The sequence below is a fragment of the Nocardiopsis changdeensis genome, from assembly GCF_018316655.1.
GTDB classification, from domain to species: domain Bacteria; phylum Actinomycetota; class Actinomycetes; order Streptosporangiales; family Streptosporangiaceae; genus Nocardiopsis; species Nocardiopsis changdeensis.
This window is the reverse complement of sequence record NZ_CP074133.1, coordinates 4,126,008-4,152,222: the sequence shown is the minus strand read 5'-3', so window position 1 is coordinate 4,152,222 and position 26,215 is coordinate 4,126,008. Positions and strand designations below refer to the sequence as shown.

General features: G+C 69.0%; 25 protein-coding genes. 16 read left to right on the top strand and 9 right to left on the bottom strand.

Going from position 1 to position 26,215, the window contains the following annotated elements:
• Window positions 1–87 precede the first annotated feature (87 nt).
• The gene (locus KGD84_RS19170; RefSeq protein ID WP_220561795.1) at window positions 88–1,380 is read left to right on the top strand and encodes a helix-turn-helix domain-containing protein; all 1,293 of its coding nucleotides are present in this window, start codon (window positions 88–90) and stop codon (window positions 1,378–1,380) included.
• The gene (locus KGD84_RS19165) at window positions 1,377–2,261 is read left to right on the top strand and encodes a phosphotransferase family protein (RefSeq protein WP_220561794.1); all 885 of its coding nucleotides are present in this window, start codon (window positions 1,377–1,379) and stop codon (window positions 2,259–2,261) included. The genes KGD84_RS19170 and KGD84_RS19165 overlap by 4 nt, the downstream gene beginning before the upstream one ends.
• A 201-nt stretch (window positions 2,262–2,462) precedes the next feature.
• On the opposite strand, the gene KGD84_RS19160 is transcribed toward KGD84_RS19165, so the two are convergent.
• The 3 genes from KGD84_RS19160 to KGD84_RS19150 all read right to left on the bottom strand — a co-directional run bounded on the left by KGD84_RS19160 (window position 2,463) and on the right by KGD84_RS19150 (window position 4,814).
• A complete protein-coding gene (locus KGD84_RS19160; protein WP_220561793.1) occupies window positions 2,463–3,431 on the bottom strand; it encodes an AraC family transcriptional regulator in 969 nt (322 codons plus the stop codon).
• Between the two features lie 278 nt (window positions 3,432–3,709).
• On the bottom strand, window positions 3,710–4,120 hold the full coding sequence (locus KGD84_RS19155; RefSeq protein WP_220561792.1) for a hypothetical protein: 411 nt from the start codon (window positions 4,118–4,120) through the stop codon (window positions 3,710–3,712).
• Window positions 4,121–4,532: 412 nt separating this feature from the next.
• The gene (locus KGD84_RS19150; RefSeq protein WP_255646656.1) at window positions 4,533–4,814 is read right to left on the bottom strand and encodes a hypothetical protein; all 282 of its coding nucleotides are present in this window, start codon (window positions 4,812–4,814) and stop codon (window positions 4,533–4,535) included.
• A gap of 405 nt (window positions 4,815–5,219) precedes the next feature.
• Between KGD84_RS19150 and fxlM the strand changes: the two genes are divergently transcribed.
• From fxlM to KGD84_RS19105, 9 genes are all read left to right on the top strand, one after another.
• Entirely contained in the window at window positions 5,220–6,443 is a 1,224-nt protein-coding gene (fxlM, locus tag KGD84_RS19145; protein WP_255646655.1) for a methyltransferase, FxLD system, read from the top strand.
• A gap of 48 nt (window positions 6,444–6,491) precedes the next feature.
• Window positions 6,492–6,644, top strand: a complete 153-nt coding sequence (locus KGD84_RS19140; protein WP_220561791.1) for an FxLD family lanthipeptide — start codon at window positions 6,492–6,494, stop codon at window positions 6,642–6,644.
• A gap of 70 nt (window positions 6,645–6,714) precedes the next feature.
• A complete protein-coding gene (locus KGD84_RS19135; protein WP_220561790.1) occupies window positions 6,715–9,741 on the top strand; it encodes a lantibiotic dehydratase in 3,027 nt (1,008 codons plus the stop codon).
• Window positions 9,738–11,012 carry a lanthionine synthetase C family protein gene (locus KGD84_RS19130; protein ID WP_220561789.1) on the top strand — a complete coding sequence of 425 codons (1,275 nt, stop codon included), beginning with the start codon at window positions 9,738–9,740 and terminating at the stop codon, window positions 11,010–11,012. The genes KGD84_RS19135 and KGD84_RS19130 overlap by 4 nt, the downstream gene beginning before the upstream one ends.
• Before the next feature lie 23 nt (window positions 11,013–11,035).
• On the top strand, window positions 11,036–11,851 hold the full coding sequence (locus KGD84_RS19125; RefSeq protein WP_255646654.1) for a thiopeptide-type bacteriocin biosynthesis protein: 816 nt from the start codon (window positions 11,036–11,038) through the stop codon (window positions 11,849–11,851).
• 143 nt (window positions 11,852–11,994) lie between these two features.
• A complete protein-coding gene (locus tag KGD84_RS19120) occupies window positions 11,995–12,972 on the top strand; it encodes a hypothetical protein (RefSeq protein WP_220561788.1) in 978 nt (325 codons plus the stop codon).
• Window positions 12,973–13,300: 328 nt separating this feature from the next.
• On the top strand, window positions 13,301–15,097 hold the full coding sequence (locus tag KGD84_RS19115; protein WP_260697144.1) for an immunity 49 family protein: 1,797 nt from the start codon (window positions 13,301–13,303) through the stop codon (window positions 15,095–15,097).
• 38 nt (window positions 15,098–15,135) lie between these two features.
• Complete coding sequence (locus tag KGD84_RS19110; protein ID WP_260697143.1) at window positions 15,136–15,642, top strand: DUF5753 domain-containing protein; 507 nt, start codon at window positions 15,136–15,138, stop codon at window positions 15,640–15,642.
• A 20-nt stretch (window positions 15,643–15,662) separates the two neighbouring features.
• The gene (locus KGD84_RS19105) at window positions 15,663–15,851 is read left to right on the top strand and encodes a DUF397 domain-containing protein (protein WP_220561785.1); all 189 of its coding nucleotides are present in this window, start codon (window positions 15,663–15,665) and stop codon (window positions 15,849–15,851) included.
• A 267-nt stretch (window positions 15,852–16,118) separates the two neighbouring features.
• On the opposite strand, the gene KGD84_RS19100 is transcribed toward KGD84_RS19105, so the two are convergent.
• Both KGD84_RS19100 and KGD84_RS19095 read right to left on the bottom strand, forming a co-directional pair.
• Window positions 16,119–16,481 carry a hypothetical protein gene (locus KGD84_RS19100; protein WP_220561784.1) on the bottom strand — a complete coding sequence of 121 codons (363 nt, stop codon included), beginning with the start codon at window positions 16,479–16,481 and terminating at the stop codon, window positions 16,119–16,121.
• A complete protein-coding gene (locus KGD84_RS19095) occupies window positions 16,469–17,305 on the bottom strand; it encodes a hypothetical protein (protein ID WP_220561783.1) in 837 nt (278 codons plus the stop codon). The genes KGD84_RS19100 and KGD84_RS19095 overlap by 13 nt, the downstream gene beginning before the upstream one ends.
• Window positions 17,306–17,689: 384 nt before the next feature.
• Here KGD84_RS19095 and KGD84_RS19090 point away from each other — a divergent pair, with 384 nt between their 5' ends.
• Window positions 17,690–18,925, top strand: a complete 1,236-nt coding sequence (locus KGD84_RS19090; protein WP_220561782.1) for a hypothetical protein — start codon at window positions 17,690–17,692, stop codon at window positions 18,923–18,925.
• Window positions 18,926–19,012: 87 nt separating this feature from the next.
• On the opposite strand, the gene KGD84_RS19085 is transcribed toward KGD84_RS19090, so the two are convergent.
• The gene (locus KGD84_RS19085; protein ID WP_220561781.1) at window positions 19,013–19,654 is read right to left on the bottom strand and encodes an HAD-IA family hydrolase; all 642 of its coding nucleotides are present in this window, start codon (window positions 19,652–19,654) and stop codon (window positions 19,013–19,015) included.
• A 241-nt stretch (window positions 19,655–19,895) separates the two neighbouring features.
• Between KGD84_RS19085 and KGD84_RS19080 the strand changes: the two genes are divergently transcribed.
• Entirely contained in the window at window positions 19,896–20,741 is an 846-nt protein-coding gene (locus KGD84_RS19080; protein WP_260697142.1) for a hypothetical protein, read from the top strand.
• A 724-nt stretch (window positions 20,742–21,465) separates the two neighbouring features.
• Here the strand turns inward: KGD84_RS19080 and KGD84_RS19075 are convergent.
• Window positions 21,466–21,678 carry a hypothetical protein gene (locus KGD84_RS19075; RefSeq protein WP_220561779.1) on the bottom strand — a complete coding sequence of 71 codons (213 nt, stop codon included), beginning with the start codon at window positions 21,676–21,678 and terminating at the stop codon, window positions 21,466–21,468.
• 128 nt (window positions 21,679–21,806) lie between these two features.
• On the opposite strand from KGD84_RS19075, the gene KGD84_RS19070 reads away from it, so the two are divergent.
• Window positions 21,807–24,404, top strand: a complete 2,598-nt coding sequence (locus KGD84_RS19070) for a helix-turn-helix domain-containing protein (RefSeq protein WP_220561778.1) — start codon at window positions 21,807–21,809, stop codon at window positions 24,402–24,404.
• 46 nt (window positions 24,405–24,450) lie between these two features.
• Here KGD84_RS19070 and KGD84_RS19065 read toward each other — a convergent pair whose 3' ends face one another.
• Window positions 24,451–24,657 (bottom strand): hypothetical protein, encoded by a 207-nt coding sequence (locus tag KGD84_RS19065; protein ID WP_220561777.1) that lies wholly within the window; start codon window positions 24,655–24,657, stop codon window positions 24,451–24,453.
• 137 nt (window positions 24,658–24,794) lie between these two features.
• On the opposite strand from KGD84_RS19065, the gene KGD84_RS19060 reads away from it, so the two are divergent.
• Entirely contained in the window at window positions 24,795–25,298 is a 504-nt protein-coding gene (locus KGD84_RS19060; RefSeq protein ID WP_220561776.1) for a hypothetical protein, read from the top strand.
• Between the two features lie 112 nt (window positions 25,299–25,410).
• Window positions 25,411–25,746, top strand: a complete 336-nt coding sequence (locus KGD84_RS19055; protein ID WP_220561775.1) for a hypothetical protein — start codon at window positions 25,411–25,413, stop codon at window positions 25,744–25,746.
• Window positions 25,747–25,762: 16 nt separating this feature from the next.
• On the opposite strand, the gene KGD84_RS19050 is transcribed toward KGD84_RS19055, so the two are convergent.
• Window positions 25,763–26,197, bottom strand: a complete 435-nt coding sequence (locus tag KGD84_RS19050) for a hypothetical protein (protein WP_220561774.1) — start codon at window positions 26,195–26,197, stop codon at window positions 25,763–25,765.
• Between the last annotated feature and the right edge of the window lie 18 nt (window positions 26,198–26,215).

Below are 26,215 nucleotides of genomic sequence, written 5' to 3'. Positions count from 1 at the left end.
CCAGCGCCGGTGTGCGGGTACTGTCGGCGGTCGCGCGCCTCGGCGGGGCCGGGGTCGTGTGCGTGCATCCCGGCATGGTTCTGGGATGTGCCCGAGGTGCGCCGGGCGGTGGGGGATCGGGATCCCAGTGAGCTGATCCGGTTGCTGCGCCGGCACACGGACCTGTCCCAGACCGCACTGGCCCGGATGGCTGGCATCTCCCAGCCGTCGGTGTCCGGCATCGTCTCGGGCAAGACGACCATCAAGCACCTCGACAAGGTGAAGGCCGCCCTTGAAGGTCTGGGGGCTCTTCGGCAGCCTGGATCTGCTGATGTGTCCGCCTTCACTGATGCGACCTCGGGTAGCACCTCCTCCTCCGGGAACGCACCGGGGAAGCTGGAAGATGTGAAGCGACGAGACTTCCTCGAAGTGGCTGGCACCAGCGTTATCACCGCTCCTCTCATCAACCTGCCCGGGTTCGGCACCGACACGACCCGGGTCACCCCTGGAGAGCTGGACGAGGTCCACCAAGCCGCCGCCGTCTTCTCCAGCTGGGACCACACCTACGGCGGCGCAGGCGTACGCGCCGCCGTCACCGCACACCTGCGCTGGGCCGTCTCCCTACTGGACCGAACCATCCCCTCAGCCCTGCGGGAGGACACCTTCTCCGCCGTGGCTAGGCTCGCCATGGTCTGCGGGTTCATGGCCTTTGACGCCTACGCCCACGACGAAGCACGGCGCATGTTCACCTTCGCCACCCGCGCAGCCGAGGAGGCGAACGACTGGCACCTACGTGCCAAAGTCCTGTCGCACCGCTCCCGTCAGGAGATCTGGTGCGGCGACCCCGAAGCCGGCCTGACCTTCGCCGAGCTCGCTCTGGTGCGCTCCGACCGCCTCTCGCCACCAGAGGTCGCCATGCTCCTGACTGCCAGAGCGCGCGCCTTCGCCAAACTCCGCGATACCCAGCAGACCCTCACCGCTGTGGCCCACGCCGACGAAGCCTTCGCCGCCCAAGGCGGCCCCCAGGTTCCGGAATGGATGGCCTACTACGATGCCGCCCAGCACGCAGGAGATACCGGCCACGCACTCTGGGATCTGGCTGTGGAGAACCTGCACCCCGCGAAACCGGCCCACGACCGCCTCCAGTCGGCAGTGGAAGGCCACTCGGACGCCTACCGCCGCTCCCGGGCCATCTCCGGCATCAAACTCGCCTCCTTGCAGACACGCAGCGACACCGAACAGGGCCAGGACACTGCCTTACGTGCCCTGGATGACATGGGCCAGGTGCGCTCCCGCCGCGCCGAAGACGACCTTCGGGAACTCGCGACCACAGCTTCGGACACCGCACCAGAGCTGAGCCGACTCATCATGGACCGGATCGAAAGCAGACCACGACCTTGACCCCCGCGGCCGAATACCAACAACTGCTCGCCCCAGCACTGCGCCAAGCCGGCATCCCCCGCTCACCGGAGCAAGCACGCCCTATCCGCTTGGGCGAGAACGCCATCCTCAGCCTGTCCGGCCTCGTCGCCCGTATCTCCCGGCCTGGACAAGCCCGTGCCGCACACCGAGAAGTGGCCATCGCCCGCTGGCTCGCCACACAAGGACTCCCAGTCGTCACCCCTCTCGATGTCGACCAGCCCATCATCATCGACAATCGAGCCATCACCTTCTGGGAAGAACTGCCCGAGCACGGCCCCGGCACCGTTGAGGACGTCGCACACCTTCTGCGCACCCTTCACGCCTTACCGGTCCCCGACCACCTGAACCTGGGACGGCTCGACCCGTTCGTGCGACTGCCCCAACGCATCGACGACGCCGCCGGGCTCAGCGACGCTGACGTGGCCTGGTTGCGCGAGCGTCTCGCCGAGTTGCAACAGGCGTGGAAGACGCTCCCCGCCGGCCTGAGACATACCGTGGTCCACGGCGATGCATGGACCGGCAACATTGCCCGCCATGCCCACGGCACGCTTCTCCTCGACCTGGAGCGCTGCTCGGTCGGTCCACCGGAGTGGGACCTGGTATCCACCGCGATGAAGACCCACTCGGTGCCGTGGCTTTCGGAAAGCGACTACCGCAGCTTCGTTCAGGTGTATGGGGGCGACGACGTCAGGGCCTGGCCCGGTTTCTCTACTCTACGGGACATCCGAGAACTGCGTATGACGCTATATTTCGTCCAACATTCATCACAAGAGCACATGCGCAAGGAAGCCCAGCTGAGAATCGACTGCCTACGCGGCCATCGAGGCCCTCGCCCTTGGCCGTGGACGCCAGCGACCTGAAAACAGGCCAAGCACATCCTTGTCGGGTTCGCCGGTTTCTCTGCGGACACCACACCTGCACGGCCATGGTGCCAACATCTCGATCTGAACAGCATCGACTCCCCCTGGCGCGACCATGTCAACACAGATGAGCCGAAGAAGCAGAGTCGAGAACCCAACCCTGTACGAGCGAGATCAGCGCTGTCAGGGGAAACGGTCTTCTTACTTCCTCCCGTGCCGGTAATCCCTGGGTGACATTCCGAACGTCCGGCGGAACGTCCGGCTGAACACTTCGGGCTGGGTGAACCCGCAACGTGCGGCGACACGGTGGATCGGTACCGGGGCGAGTGCTGGGTCGGCCAGGAGGCCGCGGGCCCGTTCCAGGCGCTGTTCCCGCACCCATGCCGCCACGGTGTGCCCCTCCTCCTGGAAGAGGCGGTGCAGGTAGCCAACGGAGATGTGGTGCGCGGCGGCGATGGCCCCTGGAGTGAGCTCAGGATCGTGCAGGTTGCGTTGGACGAAGCCGCGGATCTCCAGGACCAGGGAGCGTCGCCTGCTCCGCGGTTCCAAGGCGTCTTCGGCCTCCAGGGTTTGAGCGAACAGCGCCGCGGCCAAGTCAGCGACCACTGTCCCCAGGCGCATCTCGTCGGTGGAGCTGTAGGGCCCGGGTGCCCCGGTCAGGCTTGTGAGCATGCCGGTCAGTAGTCCGCCGATTCCCTCCCGGCCGGCCATTCGCCGTCCGGTGAGTCGGTGGGTGTGGGCCCGGGGCAGCGGTAGGAGGTGGTGGGGCAGCTCGACACCCGTGCACACGACGGGGGCGCCCTCGTTCCACGCGGTCAGCTCGAACGGGCGGGAAGTGTTGATGACGTGCAGGTCCCCGGGCCCGTAGGCCGACTCCTGCGCGTTCTGGATGTTGACCATTCGGCCCCGCTGGAGAAAGCAGAGGTTGTACGTACCGGGGTCGGAGCGGTCGATCAATTCCTCGGTACGCTTTAGCACCGCGGGATGCAAGGCCATGTTCCACACACGCACCTCGCCCAAGTGGAGGTCGCGCTGGACCATGCCGAAGCCGTCCGGGTCGCAGCCGGTGAGCTCCATGGGGGTGACGGGGACTGTGGACAGGAGTTCGCGGCAGAGTTCGTAGCGTTCCGCGGCGTCGATCGTCCCGGTGTCGAACTCGGTTGCGGTCACGGACCACCCTCTCTGTCCGGGCCCCTGCCTTCAACGGGCCCGGGCTTCGTGGGTGCAGTCTAGGAAGCCCGCCTTTCAAGCGCCTTACGTTCCCGCCTCGGTGGGGGCGGGCGCCCTGACCCGTTTCGCTGGAACCGCCCGGGGCCACGGTCGTCCGGTACGGGGCGGATCGGCGGTTGCGGACCGGGGCTTCCGTCCACGGGTTGGACCTCCTCCCCGGAAAGCAGAAAGCCCCCCGCACGGCATCGCGCCGGACGGAGGAGTCTTATCTGCGCTATTTATTCATTGAATTCCCTGGAATGGGTGCAGCCCCTGGAGTTCTGGTAGGCGCTGGTCGGCCACTCTCCTGGGCAGATGACGAAAGTGTATACGCCGGAGTTTCCTATGTTGTATCCCTTTTTGTTGCACCCGCTGTCGCTGCTGTCCAGGATCGTCATTACCCTCTTGTGTCCGGACGTGTCCCAGTAGGAATTGTAGAAAACCGCTCCGAACACGGGGGAGCCATCATTGGGGGCGGTGTCGCAGATTTTGAAGACGTCCCCGTCGTCGATGAACTGCATCGTCCCTGATCCGGTCGAGATCGTCATGTTCGCTGCGGCCGTGGCGGCGGAAGCCGGGGCTGCCGATACCAGACCGGTGGACATCACGGCTGCGGCGACGGCGGCGGCGGGCATGATCTTCTTGAGCATGGGGAGGTGTTCCTCGCTGGTTTTCGCTCGCCGGGGCGTCCCGGTCGAGGGGCTCGAAATTCGGGTCACCTCATTTTTTCAGTTTTCTCGGGGTCGTCGTTGACCAGGAGTGACCACTTCCTTGATCCTGGGTCCACCGGTTCATACGGTCAGCGATAGGGATTCGGCCCTCGGGGTGCCTAGGCCTGGGTCCCGTTCATCGGTGGAGCACGCCGCTCTGTACGGCCCTTACGCCTGCGGCGGAGGCGGGCGTGCAGAGAGTCAAGAACGTGGCGACGCAGAAACAGGGACGTCTTTGGGAGGTTCGGTGTGGCTTGAAGCGCTCTCGGGGTCCTCTTCGGAGGGAGCCGTCGCATGAGGCGTAGCAGGTCCTGAGGAAGATCGGCTTGCACCGCAGCACCAGGAGCGCGGCCTACAACCAGACCGGGTCGGAGTACTTGACTCCTATTGCTTCCAGGTCCCAGTGGGGTTGGTCGCTTCCGGTGCCGAAGTCGCCCTTCTCCCGCAGCTGCCGCTCCCGGGCCAGATCGAACCCCGGCCGGAAGTACTGGAAGGTCTCGGCGTTGTTGCGGCCCTGGGCGGTGACCGCGCCGAGCACGGCGGAGAACGTGTGGTGGGGGACGGTGAGCCAGTCCGCCCACCGTGCCCATTCCCGGGTGTCGTCCAGCAGCGTCTCACCGACGTCGAACACCACAGACCGCACCATGACACCCCTTGCCTCTACCCGGGTAGATCTCACGCCCGGCTCACCCTAGCGACCCCCTGGGCCGCCGAGCTCCCAAGGCGTGGGTTGCGGTGCGAACTGCCGCTAATCGGCAATTCATGTCATCTGGGAATTCCATGTTCCCCCGCCGCTTCTGGTGGTGTCCGATCAGGCCTCATGTCCCGTAACGGGGTGATTATCAGAGAACTGATAAAGATTATCAGCGCGCTGATCGCTTTTCTTGGGAGCTCTGTGCATGGTGGGTGCACGGGCACGGATCCGCCCCGGCAGCGGCCCGCCCTGCCGATGTGATCTTCGTGCTGGAGCGGACACACGCTCGGGCCACCGTGACAGCCGCACACGACCTCGACCATCCGACACAGGAATGAGATGCCCATGACCGATGTGAGCTCCGACCCCGGGCAGGTGGAGAAGATCCGCCGGCAGATGGTCGACACCCTGCTCCGGCTGCAGGAGGAGTGGGGCATGCCGCCGATTTCGGCGGAGGTCGCGGATGTGCTCAGGAAGGTTCCCCGGCACGTGTTCGTCCCCGAGGTGTCGCTGGAGGACGCGTATGCGACCGACTACGCGCCACCCGTCCAGCGGACCGGGGACGGCCTCATCACCAGTTCGATGTCCGCGGTGCGGGTGCAGGCCATGATGCTCGACCAGGCCGGGCTCGGACCGGGCATGCGGGTGTTGGAGATCGGCTCGGGCGGATACAACGCCGCCCTGATCTCCGAATTGGTCGGGGTCGGCGGTGAAGTGACCACCATCGACATCGACCCCGAGGTCTCCGACCGGGCACGCCGCTATCTGGATGAGGCCGGGTACAAGGATGTGCGCGTGGTGACCGGTGACGCCGAGTACGGCGTGGAGGCGTTCGCCCCCTACGACCGCATCATCGTCACCGTCAGGGCGTGGGACCTGCCGCCGGCCTGGACCGCCCAGCTCACCGACCACGGCCGCCTGGTCACCCCGATGCGGCTGCGCGGGGTGAGCCGCACCGTCGGATTCGACCGCGTCGGCGATCACCTGGCCAGTCGCCCCGATCACCACCTCACCGTGTTCGTGCCCATGCAGGGCGCGGGTGCGCACGAGGAGCGCGGGATCGCCGTGCAGGGGGACGACATCGCCCTGTACGGCGCAGAGGAGCCCGTGGACGTGGCCGCGTTGCGGAACTCCTTGCACGGCCCTCGCAAGGAGTTCTGGCCGGGGATCGAGTTCACGTACCCCGACCGGCTGCACCTGTGGACCGCGGCCCACGCCGACCGGTACGCGATGCTGCACGTGGCCGGCGACGTCCTCGAGCACGGGCCTTCCGGGCCCCTGGCCCGCCAGCCCGTGCCGGTGGTGCTCGCCGACGACGGGAGCGTGGCGGTGCGCACCAAACGCTCCCTGGGCGATGGCCGGTTCGAGATCGGCGTGTTCGCCTACGGACCCCGTGGCCAAGACGCCGCCCAGAACTACATCGACGTCCTGCGCGCCTGGGACCGGCACGACGGATCCATGGCCCGCATCGAGGTCTGGCCCAGCGGCACCCCCGACGCTGACCTCCCCACGAACCGGGTCCGGGTCTTGGACAAGCCGCACACACGCACCGTCCTGGCCTGGCCCTGAACGCACCCCACCCCGGGGTGTGCCCCTCCACCCGAAAGGAAGACAAGTATGTCTCTGGACCACCACCAGGTCGACGCCGACGGGTTCGACCTGGACGTCGAGGTCATCGAGAGCGCCCCTCGGCTCGACTCCCTGCTCAACCTGACCGGGGACAACTGCGGCTCCACGTGTGAGAGCGCCTGCTCCACCACCTGCCCCTAGGACGGCCCTTCGCTGAAACCCCGGCGCCGCAGCCAGCGGCGCCGGGTCATCCCCTCTTCAAGGAGCGCCCGTGCACCCCCGATTCACCGCCCACTCCAGCGGCGTGCTGCGCGCTTCCGCGCTCGCCGCCCCCCACGACCTCCCCTTGTGGCCTGACGGCCCCGCCGACAGCCCCGAGCACCGCAGTGCGTGGGTCGGATGGCTGCGGCAGGTGCGCGACCATCCGGTGCTGGGAGCAGCGATCAGCGACGCCGGCCCCATCCTTTTCCAGCGGATCGACCACGTCTGCCATGGCGGCGCCAGCGGGCGTGACCTCGCGCGGGTGGCCCGCTCCTGCGCCCGGTACGTGTTGCGCGCCCAGAGCCGGGCCGCGCCGTTCGGGTCGTTCGCCGGGGTGGCCCCGACCCGGTTCACCTCCGCCGTATCCGGGAACGTTGGCGTCGACCACCGGCCGGTGGCACGGGTGAGCGCGGCCTGGACCGCGGCGGCCGTCGATCGGTTGGAAACCTGCGAGCCGGAGTTCACCGCCCACCTGTCGGTCGTCGCCAACACCCTCGCTGTGGTGCGAGCTGGCCGGATCCTCATCGAGCACCAACCCGAATCCGGCGCCGACCACGGCAGGCGTTCCTCGCTGCGGCTGACCGCCCCCGCGCGCATGGCCCTGGAGACGGCCCGCACCCCCACGTCCTGGGCCCAGGTGGAGGCCGCGCTGAACACGGCGTTCCCCGACCGGGGAGACGCCGTCCGTGCCCTGGTCGGCACGCTGGTGCGTCACCGGGTGCTGTTGACCTGCCTGCACCCGCCCATGGACACCCCCGACCCGCTGGGGCACCTCATCGCAGCCGCGCGCGACGCCGGCGCCGACCGGTACCCGCACGCCGCGACGGTCCTCGCCCACCTGGAGACCGCGCAACGGAGCCTCGCGGACCACGACCATGCACCCGAACCCGCAGTGCGGGCCGCCGCGATGAGCCGCGCCCGCACCGCACTCGCCGGTGTGGCACCGGTGGACACCCCGACCAGCGTGGACCTGCGGCTGGAGAGCGACCTGGACCTGCCGCGCACCGTCGCCTGGCAGATCCAGGACGCCGCCGGAGTGCTCGCCCGCCTGTCTCCCGTCCGCCAGGGCACTCCCGCCTGGGCCGACTACCACCGGCGATTCTGCGAACGCTACGGGATCGGAGCAGTGGTACCGGTGACCGAGGTGACCGACCCCGACTGTGGACTCGGGCTCCCCACCGGGTTCCACGGCTCCCGGCTTCCCACGCCCCCAGCCCAGGCGCTGTCCGAACGCGACGCCGTCCTGCTCGGCCTGGCACAACAGGCCACCTGGGACGGGACGGGCGAGGTCGTGGTGGACGACCACCTCCGGGACCGCCTCGGCGCCACCCCGCTCGACACCGTGTGGCCGCACACCGAACTGCGGGTGCGTGTTCACGCCACCAGCCGGGAAGCCCTCGACGCCGGTGACTTCCGTGTCGTGGTCGCCGGGGCCTCCCGCGGGGCCGGCACCACCGTGGGCCGATTCCTCGACCTGCTGCCACCCTCCGGCCGGGACCCCTTGATCGACCTGTACCGGCATCTGCCCACCCTGCGCCAGGACGCGATTCTGGCCCAGCTCACCTGCCCGGCGGCATCCACGCGCGGCGACCAGGTAGCGCGCACCCCCACGGTGCTGCCGACCCGCCTGGCGCTGGGCCAGCACCACCCGGCCGACCCCAACGCCCTGGGACTGGACGACCTCGCCGTCACCGCCGACCCTCACCGCCTGCACCTGGTCACCCGCCACGGGCTGCGGCCGGTGGAGCCGGTCGTATTCCACGCCCTCGAATTCACCCGCGCCGCCCACCCCCGGATGCGGTTCCTCGCCGAGCTGCCCTGGGCCTTCACCGCCGTTCCCGTCCCCTTCTCCTGGGGAGCCGCCACCCACCTGCCCTACCTGCCCCGGGTGCGGTGGCGGCGATGCGTCCTGGCCCCCGCCCGGTGGCGGTTGGACGCCCACACCCTTCCCGGCCCCCACGCGCCGTGGCAGGAATGGGCCGACCACCTGGACCGGTGGCGAACCACCCACCGGGTCCCGGACGAGGTGGAGATGGGGGAGAACGACCAGCGCCTGCGGGTGGATCTGCGCCTGCCCGCCCACCAGGACCTGGTGCGCACCGGGCTGGTCCAGGCCGGGAGGATCTTCCTACGCGAGGCGTCCACCGACCAGGACCTGGGCTGGATCGGAGGCCGCGCCCACGAGATCGTCGCGACCGTGACCGCGAACCAGGCACCGAGCCCGGTCCGGCCCCTCCCCGGATCGGCTCACCCCCGCAGCCCAGAGCACCTGCCCGGCGAAGCCGGGTGGTGCTCGGTGAAGCTGTACGGCCACCCCGACCACGCCACCGCCCTGATCACCGGGGGGCTTCCCCGGTTGTCTGCTACCGGAACGCCGCTCTCCTGGTGGTTCCTGCGATACCGGGACCCCGATCCTCACCTGCGCGTACGGGTCCACATCAAGGACCCCGAACAACTCAAGGCCGTGCACGCCTGGACACGTGACCTCCGCGCCCAAGGCCAGGTCGCCGCCGTCGTCCACGACACCTACACCCCCGAGTCCGGAAGGTTCGGGCCCGGTACCGCGATGGAGGCCGCCGAGGCCTTGTTCGTCGCCGACTCCCGCGCGGTCGCCGCCCAACTCGCCACCGACCAGACCGAGGCAGGCACGCGCGTGTGGGCGGCCGCCAGCATGACCGACCTCGCCCACCACCTTCTCGGAAACGCACCGGATGCCCGACGGTGGCTCATCGACCACGCACCCGCAGGCACCACCGACCGCACCGAGGCAGCGCACACGATCACGCTCACCGACCCCGACCACGACGGCCCTCCCGCCCCCATCCGGGACGCCTGGGAGCAACGTGCCCAAGCAGCCCGCGCCTACGCCAAGGCCCTCGCCGACCTCGGCTTCACCGCCGCGGAAGTGCTGCCGGACCTGCTGCACCTGCACTCGACCCGGCTGTTCGGCCCCGACCCGGCCACCGAACGGGCATGCCTGGCACTGGCACGGGCCGCCGCTCTGAGCTGGAACGCCCGTACCAAGGAGCCCCAGTGACCACCGCCACCACCACCGCGAACCGGGCGCACAGCACTGCCCGGACGATCCTGGACAGCCTCACAGACCCCGACCACGTGCGGTTCCTGCCCGACAAACCGGCCCTGCGCCAACGCCCCTCCTCCCTGGGCGGCGGCACCGCAGGCGTAGCGCTGGCCCACATCGAGGCCGCCCGCACCGGACACGGGTCCTGGAACACCGCCAAGGCCTGGCTCACCCGCGCCCTGTCCGGTCCGGTCAACGGCAGTGACACCGCCACCCTGTGGTCCGGAGCCCCCGCCCTGGGTCTGCTCACCACCATCGCCGCGACCTCGCCCACCCACCTGGCCCGAGCACGCACCCGCCTGGACGAGGCCACCACACGCCTCACCCTCCACCGGCTGGACCAAGCCCACGCCCGCCTCGACCGAGACGAGCTCCCCACCCTGGCCGAGTTCGACCTCATCCAAGGACTCACCGGGCTCGCCGCCTACCACCTGCACACCCACCCCGACGCCGACATCACCGCCCAAGCGCTCACCTACCTGGCACGGCTCACCCTTCCACTGCCCGACGACCCCGACCAGCGGCCAGGCTGGTGGACCGAGCAGTCCCCCCACAACCACCTCGACCCCGACTTCCCCGGCGGACACCTCAACCTGGGCACGGCCCACGGCATCGCCGCCCCCTTGGCGGTACTGTCGCTGGCGCTGCACCACGGGGTCACCGTCGACGGGCACACCGACGCCATCGGCCGGATCCTCAACGTCCTCGACACCCGGCGCCACACCGGCCCGCAAGGGACGTGGTGGCCCTACTACATCACCCCCCGACGGTGGAGCACTGGCCCGACCACCGCCCCCTCCACCGCCCCCTCCACCGCGCAGCGGCCCTCCTGGTGCTACGGCACCCCCGGCCTGGCCCGCGCCCAACAACTCGCCGGGATCGCCCTGGGCGACCACGGCCGCCGGGCAAAGGCCGAGCAGGCGATGGCCGACTGCCTGCGCGACGCCTCCCAGCTCGACACCCTCACCGACCTCGGGCTCTGCCACGGATGGGCCGGGCTGCTGCACTGCGCCTGGCGCATCAACGCCGATGCCCCCGACGCGCCGCTGACACAGGACCTGGACCGCATCGCCCTCACCCTCATCGACCGTCTCGAACCCGACGGCCACCACAGCCCGGACCCCGAGTTCCTCGACGGCCGCGCCGGGATCGCGCTGGCCCTGCACACCTACGCCACCGGCACCGCGCCCGGCGTGCCCTGGGACGCCTACCTCGCCCTGGCCTGACCACCTCCTGGAAGGACACGACGATGAAGACCGACCCCACTCGCACCGGTGCGTGGCTGCAGGTCAACATCGAATTCCCCGACCCGGCCACCGCCGAACACGCCGGCGTCCACCACCTGGCCCCCGCCTTGGCCGACTTCCGCTGGTTCGTGATGCGCAAGGACGCCTGGCGGTGCCGCATCCACCTTCCCCACGACACCACCGAACAGATCATCCTCCAGGAACGGGTAACCGAGCTCCTGGACGGTCTCACCGCCGACGGGCACCTGCGCCGGTGGACGCATGTCGTGTACGAACCCGAGCCCCGCGCCTTCGGCGGCACTGCGGCCATGGAAGCCGCCCACACCCTCTTCTGCGCCGACACCCGCCACCTCATGGAGTTCCTCGCCACCTCCGAAGGAGGGCCGGACCGGCGCAAGGAGGTGTCGTTGCTGCTGTGCCACACCCTGATGCGCTCCGCGGGCCTGGACCACTACGAGCAGGGCGACGTCTGGGACCGCGTGTCCGCCACCCGCCACCTACCCACCACCCGCCCGCCCACGGAGAAGATCCACCACCAAGTACACCGCCTGCTGAGCGTCGACCCCGGCCCCCACGCCCCGCACTTCACCACCGGAGCCTTCGCCGGATTCGCTCCCTGGGCACAGGCGTTCCAGGACTGCGGGCGCGAGCTGGCCGACCTCCACACCCGCGGCCGACTGGAACGCGGGCTCCGCGCAGTCCTGGCCCACCACGTCATCTTCTGCTGGAACCGCCTCGGCATCCCGGCCCCCACCCAGGCGGTGCTCTCCCACACCGCGGCCCGAACCATCTTCGACCCCGAAACGGTGCACCTGTGACCGGTCAGGAACTCCCACCAGCGATCCGCTACATCCCGCTGGTCCCTCGCCCACGTCCCCCAGCGCTCCCGCTGCGACAACGGCTCACCGAACTCAACGGCCTTGTCCACAAGGCCGACCAGGCCCCTAACCCTGAGGAGGGGATGACGCGCACCTGCGAGGCGATGAACAAAGCCGCCCTGGTCGCCAGCGACACCGGCCAACCGGACCTCGCCGAGGCCCTGTGCTGGCAGCAGTACGACGTGTTCGCCTCAGCCGGGCCCCTAACCGCGAAAACCGCACTCCTGGCCCTGCAACCACTGGTGAACCTCGGCCGCCTGGCCATCCGCACCGGCCACCCCACCGCGGCCCACACGGTGTTCGAATCCCTGCTCACCGCCACCACCCCCGGGCAGCCCGCCCAGGTGCAAGGACGAACCTGCCCGGTGGCAGACCTGGTCACCAGCCCGAGCGAGCGCACCGAGCTACGCCGTTTCCTCTGGGCGGTCATGCTCGCCGACGGCACCCGCGCCCTGTGTGTCGCCGACCGCTGGCAGGACGCCGTCGAACACCTTCACCGCTACAACGGCATCGGCACCCGCCTCCTGGACGGCCGCCAGGTCGCCGTTCTGGCCGCACTCCACCGCCAAGATCCCGACGCAGCCCGGATCCTTCTGGAAGGGACCGTGTGCAATGAGCCGTGGGAGCAGGCTGTAGCCGCCTGCCTGACCGCGGCGAGCGCGCGCGTGGCGGGTCACGACCCTGCTGACGCCGTCACCGCTATGGCCCGCCACCTCATCGAACTACCGCCCACACCAGGTGGCGCCGTCTTCGCCGCCCGTGCAGGCGTGCTGGCCTGCGAGCTGGCCCCAGGCCACCGCGCTCTCGTCTCCCACGTGATCGACACCGTCATGGGAAGCAACGACGCAAACGCGGCAACCGCGGTCCTGGGTTCTCCGGTGGTCGGAGAAGAGCTGAGCCTCCGGCAGCGTCAGACCCTACGCGAGCGTGTCCGGCAGGCTGAGCTGGTCCGGGCCGACCAGCCCGCCTCACTGACCGAGGAACTGACGGTGATCTGCGACCAGGCAGCCACCCACCTGGTCTGCCGTCTCAAGCATGCGTACCCGCACCTGACACCATGAGGTGGACGCTGCGACAGGCCAGTTCGGCCAGACGCCGGGTGAGCGTGTGGGCGTAGTCGCTTGCCCCCACAACGGTCGCCTCCATCTCACGAACCACGTTGAAGACGACCGCTGCGAGTCCGTAGCGGGCGCGTCCATGGTCGATTGATACGCGTGATCCGCTCCAAGAACTCGTGTCCGCGGCCGGCTGGGTGCCCTCGCACGATCTTCCAGTGGGACGTCGGGGCCACTTCTGTGTAGGGCGCTGACGCTCCTGAAGGGCTCCTGTCGTGGCGCCGTGCCAGACTCTGCCCCACGCACGGAACAGCCGACTGGAAACGAGGGCCCTGTGACCCTGCGGATCGAACGCCACCGAGTCGACGAGAAAGCGATCGGGGAGGCCCTGGACGACTTCGCCGACAGGATCGGCCAGGACGTCAACGACCAGCAGCACAGCGGCCGGGACGGGTTCGGCTGGAAGATGATCGGCCGCGACCTGGTCACCTACGCCGCCGCCCGGTCCGCCACCGACCCGGAAGCAAAAGCCGACATCCGGGCCGCCCTGTACTCGGCCGCGGAGGCCTTCACCGGAGCGCTGCTGCTGGACGGAGCGCCCACCTCCGTCGAGGTCTCGGTCCACCTCACCTACACCGGGACCGGTGTCTCCTACCGGGACCTCGAAGAGTACGGAGAAAAACCCCGGGGCCAGCGGCCGATCGCTCCCGGCAGGTGGGCTCACGCACTGTACCTGTGCGTCATCTCCGGCCTGTGCGACGCCTACGAAGGCCCCCTCGTCCAGTTCGCCGCGGGCTTCACCGAGGATCAGGTGCTGCACCGAGCGCTCGCGTTCTACGTCTACCCGGGACTGGGCGCCGAGCGCGACCAGCTGACGGGGTACGTGGAGTCCGCGATGGCGCCCTTCTTCGCCTCCCTGGAAGAGGGGTCCCAGAAAGGCCTCCCCGACCTGGCCGCGGTCGACTTCGAACTGCTCTTCCTGCACGCCCTGCTCAGCCGCAACGAGCAGCTGTTCTGGTCCCTCATGGCCATGCGGCTGGCGTGGCTCCGCGACAATCGCGACAGCGAGGACCTGGACGCACTGCTCCCGGTGGCCGAGCTCGCCTTCGCCGCCCTGGCGGTGCGGGTGGAGGGCTGGACGATGCCCTTCGACACCGACTACCTGCCCCGGCACCTCGTCCAGGGCGGCCGCGGCCTTCGGGTCGGCCCCTACGGTGCGGACAAGGACCCCGAAGCGCTGCGCCTGCTGGCCCAAGGGCCGATCGAGGTCGCCCACCCCGCCGAAGCCTCCACCGGTAACTGGACGGTCGAGAAGCTCTTCAAACGCAACGACACCTGGATGGGAGAGGCCGCGCAGGCCGATACCTCCCGTTACAGGACTGCCGACGACCTGATGCGCTACGCTGACTTCGAGCAGCTCACCTTCGGCCGGTCCCTGTCCGTCGATCCCCAAGCCCGTCACCCCCGACAGCTCGCCGCGTTCACGCATGCCTCCCAGTTCACCGCGGCCGCCTTCGCCTGCACCGCAGCGGGAGGGGAGAGCGTCGAGGTGGCCCTGGGGGAGTCCACGGCCGTGCTGCGCACGTTCGGACCCCGCAACGGTGTGTCCGGGAACCGGCTCGCCACCGCAGTGGAGTACGCCCTGATCTCAGGGTCACCCGAACGTCTGGAGGCGCTGTTGGGCATGCCGGAGGAACTCTTCCCGCGCCCGGGCGGCCCGGGCACCTCCGTCTTTCTCCGCTACGGGGTCGCGCTGCTGACCTACCTGCGGTCCGCCCCGACCGGTCCCGGCGCGGTACCGGGCCCGCGTGTGCGCGAGGCTCTCGACGCGGCACTGGAAGCGCTGGCCGGCCACACCCGCCCCGGTTCCCCGCCGCCCCCGGTGATCGCGCTCTCCCAGCTGGTGGCCGAAGACCAGGAGGGTTTCAACCTGGCCCTGGCCGATGCCCTGGAGGCGTACCGGGACGCGTACTCCTTCGGGGAACAGGCCCGACGCTCGGACGGGCTGGTGGACCGGCGGTCACTGACCCTGGCCTGTCTGGCCCGGATGCGGGGCTGGGAGGTGCGCATCGACAGCGGCTACCTGCCCCAGGGGCTGCTCGACCGGGCCGGAGCCCTTTCCGTTCCCTGACCACGGAGACACGCACATGGCCTCGGCCATCCCTGCACATGCAGCGAACCCCGGTGAGCGGTTCCGCAGTTGCCAGGTCGCTCCCGGTCTGCAGACCCCCGAGTACGCCCGCGCGGTCCTGGGAGCCTCGATACCCCAAGGGGGCGGCGGAGATCGACCTCATGATGGCCCAGCGCCTGGAACAACAGCAGATCCTGGACCAGGAACACCCGCCCGGGCTCCACTTCATCATCGACGAGGGCGCGCTGCGCAGGATGGTCGGGAGTCCGAAGGTGATGGTCCAGCAGTGGGAGCACCTGCTCGAGGCCACCGAACGCACCCACATCACGGTGCAGGTCATGCCCTTCTCCGAGGGGGCTCATGCCGAACTGGCCGACTCCTCTACGCTCATGGAGACCGAGTTTCACGGGACGATCCAGTACCTGGAGACCCTGGCCACCGGGAACATCGCGACCAACCTCCCGGCGACCGCCCTGGCCCGGGCCAGATTCGATTCCCTGGCCACGAACGCGCTCTCCGAAAAGACGGTGCGCACCCTACTGTGAGAGCTGATCAAGAAAGCGACATGACCGAAGAAGCTGATCTCCGGTGGCACAAGTCGAGCTATTCCGGAAACGTGGGCTCCGAGTGCGTGGAGGTCGCCGAAGGCCCCCGCACCCTGGTCAGGGACACTCGGAACAGTGATCTGGCCTGCCTTGCTTTCGGCACCGGGGAATGGTCCGCCCTCATGCTCACCCTGAATCTCGGCGAATAGCAAGAAAGCATCGGCCCCCATCACGCGTGGTGACGGGGCCCGACCTATACCGCCATATTCGACCTACTGCGCGCCTGCCTGCCTTCCCCGTCCGCACCGCTTGGAACTGTGCAAGACGCTTCTGCGCCGTGATGCGACACCCTGACACCCCGGTTCCCCAACGGTGGCGGGGTCCGACCACAGACGGGTCGGCCCTGCCACCACAGGAACCCCGGTAAGAACCATCGCCTCGGCCAGGTCGGACTTCACCTCCCGGGCCGTCTTCCGTTAGACATTGATCTTCGCCAGCGCCGTGTCGATGGGCTTCAACAGGGTCTTCTTCGTGACCTCGGCACGGATCCTGGTCAGCGCCTGCTTCTCTTGACCGCCTCCGCGCCCACCGAGGACCCTCACGGCTGCGGTGGCCATCCGCTCCGAGCGCAGCGTTTTGGATCCGCCCGGCCCCGTACCGGTGAACACGGTCAGCCTCTCCAGGACCTGCGCAGCCCAGGGCGTCGATTCCCGGGGCAGCAGGTCGACGCACCAGAGCATGCCGGTGAGGATGTCGTGGACGTGCGGCCGCAGATAGGGCGAGTGGGTCTCCCCGCTCTCGGCCGGCGCGGCGGGCAGGGCCGGGATCAGAGTGAGCATCTCCCTGACGGTCGACGCGGGATCCTCCAGAGCGTCCAACAGGCCGGTGGTCCGGCGGCACCACGCTTTGGAGGGGTGTGTCCCGGGCGGGGTGAGCAGGCCCGCGACCAGACCGGCCAGGCCCGGGGTCGCGCACAGGTCGGGATACTTACAGCGCAGCACGTCGCCGAACACATCGCCGGGGCGAACAGTTCGCCCAGGGGTAGGGGGGCATCCAGGCGCAGCAGGAGCTGCGCCAACCGGATCTGGGACCCCTGGAAGGCCGGGTTTGTCCGGGTGAACAGAGCGGACCCCTTGCAGGCCTGGGCGTACAAGTCGCGCAGCCGCTCCAGGTGGGGGCGAAGTGCCGCGTCAGGCGCGTCCTCGCACATATCGAGGACGTGCTCGAGGGGGACCAGGTACTGCGATGCCGCTTCCAGCAGGAGTCCCATCCGGACGGCGTCCCAGGCCCCTGCCTCCTCTTTCAGGTGAGTGACCAGATTCAGGTACAGACCATGGATGGTGCCCCGAGGATCGTCGGCGAAGTAGATCGTCTGATATCCGGCGGCCAGGCGACACCACAGCAACGCGCTCCAACGCATCTCCGGATCGAGCCTTTCAGCGACAGCCCGGACCTCAGGGCCAAGAGGCGGGAGAGGCCTGTGGTGCGGGTGCTGGAGGGCGGCGTCGGTGATCGCGGTGTGCAGGACGGTGACGACCTCGGGCAGGCCGGGCACGTACAGGCGCGCGAGGATGTCCTGGGCTCGGTCACGGATGTCGTATTCGGCAACGATCCGGGATGCCCATGCACGGGCCTGGGGTGTGGGCGTGGCGGTCGACAGCATGGATTCCTCACCGGGGGTGAACGGTACGGGAGCGCCACCCTAGTGAGGGGCAGCGACCGAACGCAGCCATTGCTTGGGCAGCACCGGGCCCGCCTGCAGGTCAGGGCCGAGCGGGAATCCGTGCCGCGGTGGCCCGGAAAAGCGCCCCGGCCGCGAGCACGGGCACAGGACGAGCAGCCGGCGCGCCGGAGCCAGCCGTGTTGCCTTCAGCGTCGATCCCGTGCCACCATGTGCGCACGGCGATGAGGGCGCCGCGCCTCCCCCACTCCACCCGGCGTTGGGGCGCGAGGCCAAAACGGCGGGACCGCCTGCCCTCACCCATCAATCTGCCTGTGGTGCGACAACAGGACCTCTTCGAGCGTGGCCGGGGCGCTGGGAGTCTCCATGTCCCGTCACATCAGCCTGGCCCGAGCACGCGCCGCCGCGACCGGGGAAACCCACCTGACCGCAGCCAAGGCCATCGCCGCATTGCCTGCCGAGTCGTCGATCATCCCCGAGGCCACCCTTGGCCAAGCCCACCTGGAGACCGACCTGCTCCTGGGGCTGCGCGACCTCATCTACATGGGTCCCCCCTATGACGTGCCGGTGGCCGTCACACGCCGCACCCCCGCCCGGGACGGTCTGGTGCTGGAGATCGCCCGTCCCCACCTCACCGACACCCTGACCCTGTGGTTGCCCTACACCGACATCGACGGCGAGTTCCACGGCATTCCCGGCCTGCGCGCCCGCCACCGCGGACACCGCCTGGAACTGCGTCTGCTCTCACAGGACGCGACCGTCACGATCCCCGTCTCCCGCGCCCAGTGGGGCTGGGCCCGCACCCACGTCCACGCCGTGCACGACTACCGCGGCACCCCTTTGTGGGCACAGGATCCCACCTGCCTCACGGCCGTGGAACGCGACACCCTCGCCCGACGCCGCAAGCGGTTCCATGGCCCACACGCGCAGCACTGGTACCGCTTGGGATCGGCCATGCTGCGCCGACTCGGGCTTCTCACCACCCACCACGTGACGGGTTTCGCCGGACATGCGGACCTGTGGCGCGGGCTCTCCTGGGCTGGCCCCCTGAACATGGAATGGGGGCGCCCCCACCACGTGGCCGCCCTGACCGAGCAGTTGACCGATCCTTCCTGCCCGACAGCACTGCCCGCCCCGTTGCGCCACAGCGTCGAACACGACTCGGAGAGGTCGATCAGCCGGATCCGCAGCGCACGCGGCATCGAACTGCAACTGCGCCCCTGCACGGCCTCCGGCGACGGCCCTATCTGGGAGTGGGAGAAGCACCTGCCGCTGCACGGACCGTACCGGGCCCCGCATCGGCGAAGCTCGCAACTGCTCCCCGACGCTGTCCGCAGCCTCCTCATTGACGCTTTCACCGGCGATCATGCCAGCACCCTCGGTGTGGCGGCCCCGCAGATCACCGCCCGGGGCGGGGGAGGCTGGAACGTCTCCCACGTCGACGGGCTCCTGGGCGCGGTCGGGTTCCTGCGCTACCTGGCCCAGTCGCAGAGGTTCGCCGACCTGTGGCCGCGCGACCTGCAAGACGCCACCGACATCAACACCACCCACGGCCCTTGGCGGATGGTACGGATCTGCGGGGTCGACGTGGCCTTCGAGTGAGGCCACGTCGGGTGTGGGGAACCATGGCGCTCCCGCCCCGCCCCGCCGCAGGCAGAGCCACGCCTGGGGTAGTCGGCCCCACGCACCTCAACCACCCGGCAGTCCCAGCAGGCCGGCGACCCTGCCGGCCGTGCCGGGGCTACTATCGGCGTGCACGACGGTGATCCCCAGCTCGGCCGCTGGAGAGAGGTTCTCCGCGCGGTCATCGACGAAGACGCACTCCCCGCCGTCCAAGCCCATGCGATCCAGGGTCCGCCGGTAGATCTCCGGATCCGGCTTGGCCAGGCCCTCCACCTCCGACAACACCTCCACCTCGCACAAGCCGGCCACCCCCAACACCCGGTAGGGGTCGTAAGGATCGCGTCCGAAACTGTTGGACAACAAGGCCGTGCGCACCCCGGCACGACGGGCCAGACGCGCCAGCTCGACCATCTCCACCGCGGGCTGTACCCGCGCCCACGCACGCCCCATCAGATCAACGTGTTCATCCACCCCCAGCAGCAGAGCCGTCAGCCGGTTCCACTCCGCCTGCCCCAGACGCCCCGCCTCCAGCTCCCGGTACAGCCGGCGCCCCTCAGGATGCCGCCCCAACACGTGGCCCCACGCATGTGCCGGCAACCCCTGGTCCACACACCAGCGCCGCAGGGGCGGACCCACCGGAGCGGTCAAGACACCGACGAAGTCCAAGATCAGACCGCGAAAGGGAAGAACAGGGGACGCAGAGGACATCGAGGGGGCTCCATCCGGCACAAGGAAACAGCCGTGCCCGGTCGTTCACGGCGGCTGACCCCCGACTTCCCATCAGATTTCCCCGTTCGGCCCCTATCCATGCCGCCCGCCGGTTACCCTCGCTGCGAGCTCGCCGACTCCACCGACTCCACCCCCGATCCAGGAGCCCCCTGTGACCTCCTCCACCGCCGCGTTCACACACGATGTCCTGCGCATCGCCGAGCAGGCCACCGTCGCACTGATGGATGACGCCGCCCACGCCCACCGCCTCATCGACGCCCTCGACGAGGACAACGAGCGCCTCATAGAGGCACGGCTCCCGAGCGACCCGCAGGCAGTGCACCTGCGCAACCTGGAGGAACACCTCAACAGCGCACGCAGTGACACCGCCCTCACCCATATGCACGCTGTAGAAGGCCAGGCCCGCGCCCACGCCGTGTGGTGGGCCGACGCCGCGTCCCAGGCCGTCCTGGCCCTGGACGGCTACGCCCCCGACTACCGACTGCTGGCCACCGACCCGGCCACGATCCTGCGCGAGGAACAGCTGGAACTGCTGTCCGGGCCTGAGGACGCCGAGCGTGCCCAGCTGCGCGCCACAGGCGGATGGACGGCATCCTTGAACGGGGCTGGAGCGATCTTGGACAGCGCCCGAGCCGCCTCCCTGGGCCTGAGGCTGATCCACGCTCCGCAGGGCCAGAACACCACGGTTGAACCGGACTGGACCCTGAAAGCCCGCTACCACGTCCTGTGGGGCCGCATGTGGCGAGAGCACAACCTGCCGCTGCTGCCCGAACCCGATCTCCTGGCATGCCGCTTGCAGGGCGCGCTCGACGAGGACCAGCTCCAGGCCGTGCGCACCGCCATGGACACCTGGAGCCAGATGGCCCAGAGCATCCAGCAGCTCCCTGAGCTGACCCAGCGGGACCTGCACGGCATCGGAACACCCGAGGAGCGTCACGCCGTAGGCGAGCAGTTGGAGAAGGCACAAGAAGACCGCCTGCAGTCCACCGAGGTACTCGCCGCTTACGCACGCGCCCTGACCGAGGCATGGAAGACCGCGGTCGGGGTGTCCGCCCACAAGCACTGAAGTGGAGCATCGGTGAGGTGGGCCGGTACTCACGCGGTCGCCTCCACAGTGGTGTCGGCGTGGTCGCGGTGGGCCACTGGCGGCACCGGCCGGACCCTGCTCGCGTCGATCGGTCAGATCGCCGACCTCCATCCGGCGGCGGCGGCGTGGAGACCGGTACCGCTGCCCGAGGACCTGGAGGACTGTCGCGGGTACCCCGGGCACTGCTATGAGTTCGCCGCCCACCTGGCCGATGCCGTGGACGGGCTGGTGTACGTGGAGGGCTACGCCACGCCGTTCGCAGGAAGCACCTGGGCGTTTCTGCACGCCTGGGCCGGGTGTCTGTCGGACGGGGCGGCACTGGATCCGACCTGGCCCGAACCCGGGACGGCCTACTACGGGATCCCGCTCCCCGCCGCGTACCGGCGCGATGCGCCGCGCGCCCGGGGCTCAGGCGCTGCTGCTGGAGATGCTCCCGCGCCCGGTGCGCACGGCCGGGCTCCCGGCCGGGGTTGTGGCCGCCGGCGCCGACGAGTCGGTGTGCGGACGTTAGCGCTCGGTGCAGGGCCCAGCAATCGGGGAGCCCCATGATTCCCGGCGCAGGCTCCGATGTGTGGGGGGCGAAGACACTGGTCGATCCCTGTGTTCGCACAGGGGGTGACTGGTGCGCACGAGTCGGGGCGCCGCCGGGGTGTCCCCGTGCGGCGCCCTCGCGTCGGTGAGGCCCCCTTGAAGAGGGCGGTGGTCACCGGAGCAGGGTGACCAGTGCGGCCAGGGCCGTGGTCAGGACCGCGGCCAGGGTGAGGGTGGCGGCCAGCGTCGCCGCGGCGTGGCGGATGGCCTTGGGGTAGGTGGCGCCGTCGCGGCGGGCCAGGTAGGCGGCGCCGGCCCCGGCCAGTACGGCCACGACCGTGACCACGGCACCGGACAAAGCCAGGGATACGATCCACGCGGACATGTCGGTTCTCCTCCGTCATCGGTGTTCTGTCGACGGGATCGAATTTGGCCGAAGGGGTGGCCGCCGGTGACCGTCTGGACGAAGATGAACACCGACGCACATGTGAGGCGGTCGCGACGGGAGGCGATGTGGACCAGGTCGACCCTCGGGAGGAACTGAGTGAGCGCCTGGACACCGCCCGGCTTCGGTTGGGGCTGACCAAGGAACAACTGCGCGCCCGCGCTGGGTTGGGCCGGACCACGGTCAGCAACGCGCTCAATGGCACCGGGCCGCTGCCCACGAAGGAGACCATCACGGCGCTGGCCCGGGCCCTGGGCCTGGAGTCCGGGCTGCTGTTGGAGCTACGCCGCAAGGCCGCGGATCCGCCTGGCCAGATCGGGGTGGTGGCCGCCCCCGGGTCGGCCCCGCCGGACCTCCCTGCTCCGGACCCGTCAACGCACGCCGCCAACACGATCATCGGCGACCTCTCCCACAGCACCGTGGTCCAGGCCCACACGGCCATCATCTCCCCACCGAACCCGCCCGCGCCAGCCCCCCGGCCCGCACCGGGCAGGCCCATCGGTGAATGCGACCCCCACGACCTGGAGATGCGCGTGGCGGGCAGCCCTCCGGATTCACTCGCTGCGACCGTGAGCGTGCCCCAACGCGACACGGCACGGCTGCCGGGGTACGTGCGGCGGGACCACGACGACGTACTGGACCGCGCCGTCCGGGCGGCCCTGGGCGGGTCCAGTCGCATGGTGGTGCTGGTCGGATTGTCCTCCACCGGCAAGACCCGCGCCTGCTGGGAATCGGTCCAGCCCCTGGCCGAGCACGGATGGCGGCTGTGGCATCCCTTCGACCCCACCCGCGCCGAGGCGGCGCTGGAGGGCCTGGGCCGGGTGGGTCCGCGCACGGTGGTGTGGCTCAACGAGTCCCAGCACTACCTCGGTCACTCCCGTTTCGGTGAACAGATCGCCGCGGCCCTGCACGTCCTGCTCACCAACCCCGACCGCGGTCCGGTGCTGGTCCTGGGCACCCTGTGGGAGGAGCACGCCGAGGCTCTGACCACCCAACCCAAGCCGGGACATCAGGACGCGCACGCCCAGGCACGAGCCCTGCTGGAGGGCCGGCAGGTCACGGTCCCCGTCGCTTTCACCAACGACCAGCTCGACAACGCCCGAGAGCTCGCCCAATCCGGCGATGGCCAGCTCGCCCACGCCCTGGAGCACGTCCGTGACGGGCGTCTGGCGCAGACACTGGCCGGGGCTCCCGAACTCGTGCGCCGCTACGAAACCGCCTCGCCGGGAGCCAGAGCGATCCTGAACGCGGCCATGGACGCCCTCCGCCTCGGGGTGAGCCTGCACCTGCCCCTGGGTTTCCTGGTCCAGGCCGCAGAGGACTACCTCACCGACGACGAACTCGACGCCTTGCCTGACCAGTGGGTGGACCAGGCCCTGAAGGAGACGGGAACAACGGTTCACGGCGGGCAGGCCCCACTGCGGCAGGTCCGGACCCGCCGCAGCGACCAGAACACCTCCAAGGCCCAGGGAGCCGTGTACCGGTTGGAGGACTACCTCGAACAGCACGGAGCCCACGAACGCAGGATGTTCTGTCCTCCATTGTCTTTCTGGCAGGCCGCACATGACCACCTCATCGACCCTGAAAGCCTCTACCATCTCGGAGGAGCAGCCAACATCCGCCACCGCCTGCACTGGGCGGCGCGGCTTTTTGTCGCCGCTTCCGAGCATGGACGCATTGATGCCTTGGTGAACGTCGCGCAAATTCGACATTTGATTGGAGATTCACCCGGAGCCGAAGAACTGTGCCGCCGCGCCGCCAAATCTGGACACATCGATGCCCTTGGTCATATTGTTAGAATGCGAGCGGAGAATCAGGATTACGCTGGAGCCGAAATCGCCTACCGCGAAGCCGTCGAAGCCGGGCATCCCGAGTTCTTGCTACAAGAAGCAATTAGAATGGAAGAGGAGGGTGATCTAGTCGAATCCAAAAAAATTTATCACCGACTTGCTTCCTCCGGAGATATCCAGTCCATGGTGAGGCTTGGGCGACTGTGTGAAATGGCTGGGGATAACGCTGGAGCCGAGGAGAGTTACCGGCAGGCAGTTGCCGCTGGGGATAAGTCTTCCCTGTCTCGTGTTGCGCGCATGCGGGAGTTGGTCGGGGACTTCAGGGGTGCGGAAAGACTGACCCGCCAGGGCGTTAGGGCAGGTGACAAGTGGGCTTTGGTGCGACTCATCTTAATGAGGGAGGAAAGTGGACGGCAGGATGCTGCCGAAATTCTGATCAGCCAAGCCATTGAGACTGGGGATATCGAAAGCATAGTTGAACTCGCGCGAGTGAAACACCGCGCAGGGGATTGGGAGTACGCCGAAAAGTTGCAACTGATGCTCGACTCGGCCTTTGAAGATTTCAATTGCGCGCTAGGTGCAGGCAGGGAGCGCCCTGAGGAGAAAAGGGTTCTCAGGGAGCATGAGGCCTCCGAAAAAATTTATTCCCTCGTAAAGCTTGCGGCATTGCAGGAGGAGGCTGGAAACCAGGCTGCGGCCGAACATCTAGCCCGTCGAGCCGCCGACGCAGGAAATACTAATGGCCTGGCAGAGTTAAAGCGTATACGGGAGGAGTCCGACGACGAAGAGGAATTCCTTCTCGTGAGCAGGTGGGAAAGCGATCTTTTGTGGCCGCATGGACTAGATCCAGATGGAACACCATCGCAACCATGGTAATATGCGGCACATCCCCACTGCATTTTTCGGATGCAGGAAAATATGCTCACACCTCCTCCATTGCACCCATCCTTAAATCCGATTGGCGAGACCACTGAGATTCTCCTACTGATATTTCATGTGGGTTGATGTTCGGGTTGGCCAGGGCCTGCTGGGACCCCATCACGGCCATGTACCAGGCGCCGAAAGCCGCGCTGAAACGCATATCGTCGCTGTTGGGGGAGTCGAAATCCAGCAGGAGAGAGTCGTCCATGGGCGCATCCCCGCAGGTGACAACGACAGCGCGGAACCCGTCCGCCCCTACTGGGGGAGAGCTAGCCTGGTGTCCGGTCGCGGCCAGAAGGCGCTCTTGGGGTGCGGGCCACAGGCCGGTCTTCTACGGTGGCGTACATGGACTCCCTGAGCACGTTGCCGACCGCCCACCCCCGGTACGCGGAGGAAGCGCGGTCAGCGCTGGCCCGCTACCTGGACCACGCCATCGCCGAACAGGGCCAGGTCGCGGCCCTGGTCGCCGGAACCACCGATGCCGAAGGCTGCCGGCGGCGGCGCGATGCGCTGGTGCAGGCCCGCCGTGTCCTGGACGCCGACGGCCCGTCGGCGGTGCCCACGATGGTGATCGCGGGGGCGGTGGGCCACTGGCAGGCGCGGTTCGATGAAGCCGACGACCGCATACTCGGAGGACAGGTCCAAATGGCGGAGCTGGGCCGGTTGCAGATCGACAAGATCACCGCGCTGTTGGCGGTCAACGCCCTGGCCGACCTGGCCCGGTCCCGCGGCATGAACCTCGGCGGGCCTGGGCTTCACCGCGCCGACGCGGTGCGGCGCGGCCTGGCCGGCGCCTGGGCGGCGGTCCGTGGCGTGTTCGAGCGCGGAGCACTCCGGCGCCCGCGCTGACCGGTGTCCGGCTGGCGGGGCCGGTCCGCGGCCGGGCCGGGCGCCGCCGATTCTCCTGTGGGTGCGGGTCGGCCGTGGAACGGAGGAGCGGCCAGCGAGGAAGGGGTTGGTGATGTCGCTGCTGATGGTGTGGCTGAACCGCACCCCTGAGCCGCCCGCGTACCCGCGCTGTTCGACGTGCCGCCATGTGGCCGATCCGCACGGGCCCGCGCCGGGCCGGATGCGTCTGCACCTGTCCCTGACCCGCGCCCACGGCGCCGAGGCGACCCCGCACGAATGGATCTGCCCGGCCTGCGGGTACACCGCGCCGCTGTCCACCGGTGACTACGCGACGGTGAGCGAGCCGCGGCGATGCCGCCGCTGGTACTGCCGCCTGGAGTGGATGGCGCCCCCCGAGGTGGAGCGCCCGGCCTGTCCGCGCTGCTACAGCCCGGCCCGCGCCCGTTGACTGCCGCGCCACCTGTTCACGGTGTCGCCTTCGGCGGGGGCACCGGGTAGAGCCCTTGCTTCTCGGGGTCGGGGGTGCGTATCCACTCGATGTCGATCTCACCGTCCACCGACTGGGGGTTGAACGCGCTCATGTAACCGGTGGAGGTGAGGACCTCGACCCCCGGCCAGACCCGGCTCTGCTCGGCCGCCAGCTCATCACACAGAAAGACGAGCGCCCCCCGGAAGGGGTTCTCCCCCGCCTCACTCCCGTCTCGGTCAGGTGCGGTGACGAGGACGACCGGACGGCCCAAGCCCAGGACCGCGGCCTCCAACCGCCACGGGCGTCCCTCTCCTTTCCGGGCGCTGGGGTCGCGCACGGCGTACAGCGCGGAGATGCAGTCCACGCGCACGTACATTTCGTCACTAAAGCCGAAGGTGGCGACAGAGGGCTGGAGCCAGTACTGGGTCATGGATCCCAGCATGCCGCT

What these genes read in the sequence shown, in the direction of transcription:
- KGD84_RS19055 (WP_220561775.1), top strand. Translation starts at nt 25,411, where the DNA reads ATGTCGCTGCTGATGGTGTGGCTGAACCGCACCCCTGAGCCGCCCGCG.
- KGD84_RS19120 (WP_220561788.1), top strand. Translation starts at nt 11,995, where the DNA reads ATGACGCGCACCTGCGAGGCGATGAACAAAGCCGCCCTGGTCGCCAGC.
- KGD84_RS19075 (WP_220561779.1), bottom strand. Translation starts at nt 21,678, where the DNA reads ATGTCCGCGTGGATCGTATCCCTGGCTTTGTCCGGTGCCGTGGTCACG.
- KGD84_RS19090 (WP_220561782.1), top strand. Translation starts at nt 17,690, where the DNA reads ATGTCCCGTCACATCAGCCTGGCCCGAGCACGCGCCGCCGCGACCGGG.
- KGD84_RS19065 (WP_220561777.1), bottom strand. Translation starts at nt 24,657, where the DNA reads ATGGACGACTCTCTCCTGCTGGATTTCGACTCCCCCAACAGCGACGAT.
- fxlM (WP_255646655.1), top strand. Translation starts at nt 5,220, where the DNA reads ATGACCGATGTGAGCTCCGACCCCGGGCAGGTGGAGAAGATCCGCCGG.
- KGD84_RS19080 (WP_260697142.1), top strand. Translation starts at nt 19,896, where the DNA reads ATGGATGACGCCGCCCACGCCCACCGCCTCATCGACGCCCTCGACGAG.
- KGD84_RS19095 (WP_220561783.1), bottom strand. Translation starts at nt 17,305, where the DNA reads ATGCTGTCGACCGCCACGCCCACACCCCAGGCCCGTGCATGGGCATCC.
- KGD84_RS19050 (WP_220561774.1), bottom strand. Translation starts at nt 26,197, where the DNA reads ATGACCCAGTACTGGCTCCAGCCCTCTGTCGCCACCTTCGGCTTTAGT.
- KGD84_RS19110 (WP_260697143.1), top strand. Translation starts at nt 15,136, where the DNA reads ATGCAGCGAACCCCGGTGAGCGGTTCCGCAGTTGCCAGGTCGCTCCCG.
- KGD84_RS19100 (WP_220561784.1), bottom strand. Translation starts at nt 16,481, where the DNA reads ATGCTCACTCTGATCCCGGCCCTGCCCGCCGCGCCGGCCGAGAGCGGG.
- KGD84_RS19085 (WP_220561781.1), bottom strand. Translation starts at nt 19,654, where the DNA reads ATGTCCTCTGCGTCCCCTGTTCTTCCCTTTCGCGGTCTGATCTTGGAC.
- KGD84_RS19125 (WP_255646654.1), top strand. Translation starts at nt 11,036, where the DNA reads ATGAAGACCGACCCCACTCGCACCGGTGCGTGGCTGCAGGTCAACATC.
- KGD84_RS19060 (WP_220561776.1), top strand. Translation starts at nt 24,795, where the DNA reads ATGGACTCCCTGAGCACGTTGCCGACCGCCCACCCCCGGTACGCGGAG.
- KGD84_RS19155 (WP_220561792.1), bottom strand. Translation starts at nt 4,120, where the DNA reads ATGCTCAAGAAGATCATGCCCGCCGCCGCCGTCGCCGCAGCCGTGATG.
- KGD84_RS19105 (WP_220561785.1), top strand. Translation starts at nt 15,663, where the DNA reads ATGACCGAAGAAGCTGATCTCCGGTGGCACAAGTCGAGCTATTCCGGA.
- KGD84_RS19140 (WP_220561791.1), top strand. Translation starts at nt 6,492, where the DNA reads ATGTCTCTGGACCACCACCAGGTCGACGCCGACGGGTTCGACCTGGAC.